This window comes from Thiomonas sp. TH-17 (genome assembly GCF_057473305.1).
This window is the reverse complement of sequence record NZ_JBYCKI010000072.1, coordinates 1-5,106: the sequence shown is the minus strand read 5'-3', so window position 1 is coordinate 5,106 and position 5,106 is coordinate 1. Positions and strand designations below refer to the sequence as shown.

At 66.0% G+C, this 5,106-nt stretch carries 3 protein-coding genes; all 3 read right to left on the bottom strand.

Features of this window, described 5'->3' with window-relative positions:
• The coding region (gspF, locus tag AC2VLV_RS04825) for a type II secretion system inner membrane protein GspF (protein ID WP_486988895.1) at nt 1-1,159 on the bottom strand (1,159 nt) is incomplete at its 3' end.
• 28 nt (nt 1,160-1,187) lie between these two features.
• Nucleotides 1,188-2,612: a type II secretion system ATPase GspE gene (gspE, locus tag AC2VLV_RS04820; RefSeq protein ID WP_486988894.1), complete on the bottom strand. Its 1,425-nt coding sequence runs from the start codon at nt 2,610-2,612 to the stop codon at nt 1,188-1,190.
• Between the two features lie 14 nt (nt 2,613-2,626).
• Nucleotides 2,627-5,106, bottom strand: a 2,480-nt coding sequence (gspD, locus tag AC2VLV_RS04815) for a type II secretion system secretin GspD (RefSeq protein ID WP_486988893.1), incomplete at its 5' end; no start/stop codon positions are given.

Sequence of the window (5,106 nt, the reverse complement as noted above, 5' to 3'; positions counted from 1 at the left end):
GCAGCACCATGCCGCCCATGACCAAGATGAGCAGCGGCTCCAGAATGGTGGTCAGGGTCATGGCGCGGCGCTGCACTTCCTGCGCATGCTGCACGGCGGCGCGGTCGAGCATCTGCGGCAGGGTGCCGGTTTGCTCGCCCAGACGGATAAAGGTGATGAGCACGGGCGGAAAGCGCTTGTGCAGCGCCAGCGACTGGGCCAGCGAAGCGCCCTCGCGCACCAGGGCGATGGCCTCTTCCGCGTCGGCCTTGAGCAGGCTGTTGCTCAGCGTGTCTGCGGCGGCCTGCAGGGCGCGCAATATGGGCACGCCCGCCGCGCCCAGAATGCCCAGGGTGCTCGCGAAGCGCGCGGTGTTGATGCCGCGGATCAGCCGTCCAAACAGCGGGCTGCGCAGCATCATGGCGTCGAACGCCAGACGCGGCCCCGGCAGCTTCATGGCCTGCGCGAACACGACGGCGCCAACCGCGAGCACGATCAAAATCAGCCAGCCCCAGGCCCGCATGAAATCGGACACGGCGATCAGGCCGACGGTGAGCAGCGGCAGCTTCTGGTGCGCGCCCTGAAACACGCCGACCACCTGCGGCACGACGTAGGTGAGCAGCAGCACCACCACGGTGACGGCCACCAGCACCACGATGGCCGGATAGGCGAAGGCCTGCACCAGCTTGCCGCGCAGCGCCTGCTGGTCTTCGAGGTAGTCGGACAGCCGCTCCATCACCAGGCCCAGGTCACCGCTGTCTTCGCCGGCGCTCACCAGCGCGCGGTAGATGGGCTTGAATTCGCGCGGATACTGAGCCAGCGCATCGCCCAGACTGTGACCGGCGGAGACTTCGCTTTTGAGGTTGGAAAGCAGATTGCCGATTTCGGCTCGGTCGGCATCTTCGGCCAGGGCGGACAGGGCTTTCTCCACCGGCAGTCCAGACACCAACAGGCCCGCGAGCTGGCGGGTGAACAGGGTGCGTTCCTGGTTGTTGAACACCCGGCGCGCAAACCGGCGGCCGCTGGCCTGCACCGCTTCTTCGTGGATGCCTTCGACCTGCAGCGGGATGAGCCCGCGGCTGCGCAACAGGGTGCGGGCTCCACGGGCGCTGTCGGATTCGAGCACGCCGGACTGTTCGGCGCCTGCGGTGTCAAGGGCGGTGAAACGGTAGGCGGGCATGGCGCAGCGAGAGCGAAGACGGCCGTGATCAGTCGCGCGTCACGCGCAGCAACTCGGCCAGGCTGGTGATGCTGGTATCGATATAGCGTTGCCCGTCCTGGCGCATATTGCGCATCCCCGTGGCCTGGGCCAGGCGCCGCAACTCGGCCTCGGAGGCACGGGCGTGAATGGCGGCGCGCAGACCGTCGTCGACTTCGAACAGCTCGAACACGCCGGTGCGCCCGGTGTAGCCGGTGTGATTGCACGCAGGGCAACCCACGGGCACGAAACCCTGTCCATCGGGCGACGGCACTTTGCATGCCGGGCAGAGCTGGCGCACCAACCGCTGCGCCAGCACGCCCAGCAAAGATGAGGCGAGCAGAAAGGGCTCGACGCCCATATCGGTCAGGCGGGTGACGGCCGAGACGGAGTCGTTGGTGTGCAGGGTGGCGAGCACGAGGTGGCCGGTGAGCGAGGCCTGAATGGCGATCTGCGCGGTTTCGAAGTCGCGGATTTCGCCGATCATCACCACGTCGGGGTCTTGCCGCAGGATGGCGCGCAGGGCGCGGGCAAAGGTGAGGTCGATGCGGGCGTTGACCTGCGTCTGGCCGATGCCGGGCAGGTCGTACTCGATCGGGTCTTCCACCGTCATGATGCTGGTGGTGCTGGCATCGAGCCGGCTCAGCGCCGAGTAAAGCGTGGTGGTCTTGCCGCTGCCGGTCGGGCCGGTGACCAGCAGAATGCCGTGCGGCGCGCGAATGAGGGCATCGAAGTGGTCGAGCATGTCGGGCGCCATGCCCACGGCGCGCAGATTCAGCCGCGCCGCCGATTTGTCGAGCAGGCGCAGCACGGCGCGTTCGCCATGCACGCAAGGCAGAGTGGAAACGCGCACATCGAGGGTGCGGCCCCCGATGCGCAGGGCGATGCGGCCATCCTGCGGAAGACGCTTTTCGGCGATGTCGAGCTGCGAAAGAATCTTGATGCGCGAAATCAGCGCGCCATGCAAGGCCTTGTTGGGCCGCACCACTTCGCGCAGCGTGCCGTCCACGCGAAAGCGCACCACCGAAGCGGTTTCATAGGGCTCGATGTGGATGTCCGAAGCCCCTTCGCGCGCGGCCTGAGTGAACAGCACGTTGAGCATGCGGATGATGGGCGCGTCGTCGGCGGCTTCGAGCAGGTCTTCCACCGCGGGGATGTCCTGCATCAGCCGACCCAGATCGACGTCGCCCTCCACTTCGCTGATGACTGACGCGGCGCTGCCGTCGCGGGCGGCGTAGGCCGCACCGATGCGCGCCTGCAGGTCTTCAGCGGTGGTGCGATGCACCGCGCACAGCACATGCTGGCGCTGAACCTCGGCCAGCGCCGCGGGCCGCGTGGCCTCGCACATCCAGAGTTCGACGCCCTGGCCGTCGTCTTCGGCCAGCACCGCCTGGTCGCGGCAGAAGGTATAGGGCAAGGGATGACGCACGGACATGGTCGGGCAGCCGATTATTGAGCGGGTTGCAGGGTCACAAGCACCTGCTTGTCCAACAGTTGGGTGGAGTAATGGGTGGTCTCGCTGAGCTGGATGATCAGCCTCGTCTTGCCCTGCCCTTCCTGCGCCGACACAGCCTCCAGCGGAGCCAGTTTGAAGGTTTGCGCGCTGGACGAAACAAGGGATCGGGTTTTAGGAAAATCGAGCACGAGCCGTGTGGGGCGGGTCATGGTGAATGCTCTGGGCGGATTCGACACCGGATGGGCGAAAGAGAGATCCAGCACGATCTTGCCGTCCTCGTTGCGCGCATGCAGACCCTGCAAAACATTGCCTTCGGTCGCCGGCGCCGCGACAGAAGGCGATGCAGCAGAAGGCATGGCAGGCTCCGTTGCGACCGGGGCCGCAGCGAGAGAAGACCCAGGTTGCGCCGACCCGCTGGCACCCATATTCCCTATCGCCGGCAGCACCGGCCCCGGCATCTCGGGCATGCCGAGCTGCGCGGGCAGTTGCGCCTTGTCCTGCATGCCGCGCATGGTGTCGTAGCGTTGCTGGCTCAGCGCGTTGCCCTGATCTTCGGTGCGCACCACGATGGGCCGCAGGAACACCATCAGATCGGTCTTCTGCGCCGTACGCGAATTGGAGCGGAACAACGCGCCCAGTCCCGGAATGTCGCCCAGTCCCGGAATCTTGCTGTTGTTCTCGCTCACGTTGTCCTGCATCAGCCCGCCGAGCACAATGGTCTGGCCGTCGTTGACCAGCACGGCGGTCTGGATGGAGCGCTTGTTGGTGATGATGCCAGCGGCGTTGGTGGTGCTGGAAATGCTCGACACCTCTTGATAGACATCCATCTTGATCGCGCCGCCCGCGGTGATCTGCGGCCGCACTTTCAAGGTCAGGCCGACATCTTTGCGCTCGATGGTCTGAAACGGCGTGACGGTGGCGCTCGATCCGGTTTGCGCATACTGGCCGGTGACGAAGGGCACGTTCTGGCCGACGACGATCTTGGCCTCTTCGTTGTCAAGGGTCATCAGGTTGGGCGCGGAAAGGATGTTGGCGCCGTCCTGCGTCTGCAAAAAATTCGCCAGCAGACCCAACGTGGCCATGCCCGCCACGTTGTGCAGAATGCCGATGTTCAAGCCATTGGGGATGGCCAGCGAACCGCTGGCGAGCGCCGTGGCGGCCGAACTGCCGCCGCCGGAAATGGCCGCCTGCAGATTGATGATGTTCGAGCCGCCGGTGCCGTAATTGCTGCCACCGATAATGGCATTCTGATTGCCCGCGCTGCCGGCGATGGCTTGCCACTGAATGCCGAGTTGCGCCGCCTTGTTGGCATCGACCTCGGCGATCAGCGCCTCGACATAAACCTGCGCACGCCGCACGTCGAGCCGCTCGATCACCCGGCGCAGTTGCATGTAAACCGGCTGCGGCGCGTTGATGATGAGGGCATTGAGCGAGTTGTCGGCATAGACCGTGCCGCCCTGCGGCAAGGTCACCGTCGAGCCGCTGCTGGTGGCGGCGAATTCCGGCGCCTGGCCCAGCCCCGGGCTGGTCGCGCCAGACGAGCCTGAAGAAGATGCGTTGCTGTTGTTGCTGCCACCCGCCGACTGCGAGCCTCCCAGCGGCTTGGTCTGCGACTGCCCGCCCAGATCGCTGCCCGTGCCTTGCGCGGCCAGCACCCCGCGCAGGGTGCGAGCCAGATCGGCGGCGTTGGCATTGCGCAGATAGACCACATGGATGTTGTCCTGATCGCTTTGCGGCCGGTCGAGGCGGCGGATCATCTGCTCGATCTCGGCAAGTTGCGCGCCATTGGTGGCCCGCACGATCAGCGAGTTGCTGGCCGTCTCGGGCAGGATGACCGCGCGCATCGCGCCGCTGTTGGCGACGGCTGCCTGCACACCGGGAGCACCCGGACCACTCGAGGTGACCGTCTGCATGTCGATGAGCTTTTGCAGCGTGGGCGCCAGATCGCTGGCCACGGCATAGGTCAGCGGCACGACGGTGACTTCGGTGCCGGTGGGCACGTCAAGCGCGGCGATGATGCGCGCGATGCGCTTGAGGTTGTCGGCATAGTCGGTCACGACCAGCGCATTGCCGGAGGGGCTGACGTTGATGGTGTTGTTGGGCGAGATCAATGGCCGCAACACGGGCAGCAAGCTGCTGGCCGAGGCATTGCGCAACTGGAAGATCTGCGTGACCACCTGATCGCCACGCCCGGGAATGTGAGAAGGCGCCAGCCCGACGCCCACTGGCCCGCTCTGCAGCTTGGCGTCGGCCTCGGGCACGACCTGAAACACGCCGTCATGCTCCACCACGGCAAAGCCGGCCAGGCGCAACTGTGTGAGCAGCGCCTGGAAGACTTTCTGCGGCGGCACCGGCTTTTCAAACTGAAGGGTGACCTGACCCTTCACCCGCGGATCGACGATGAAATTGCGCCCCGTCGCCGCGGCCACCGCCTGCACCGCGCTGGCGATGTCGGCGTTGACCAGGTTGATGG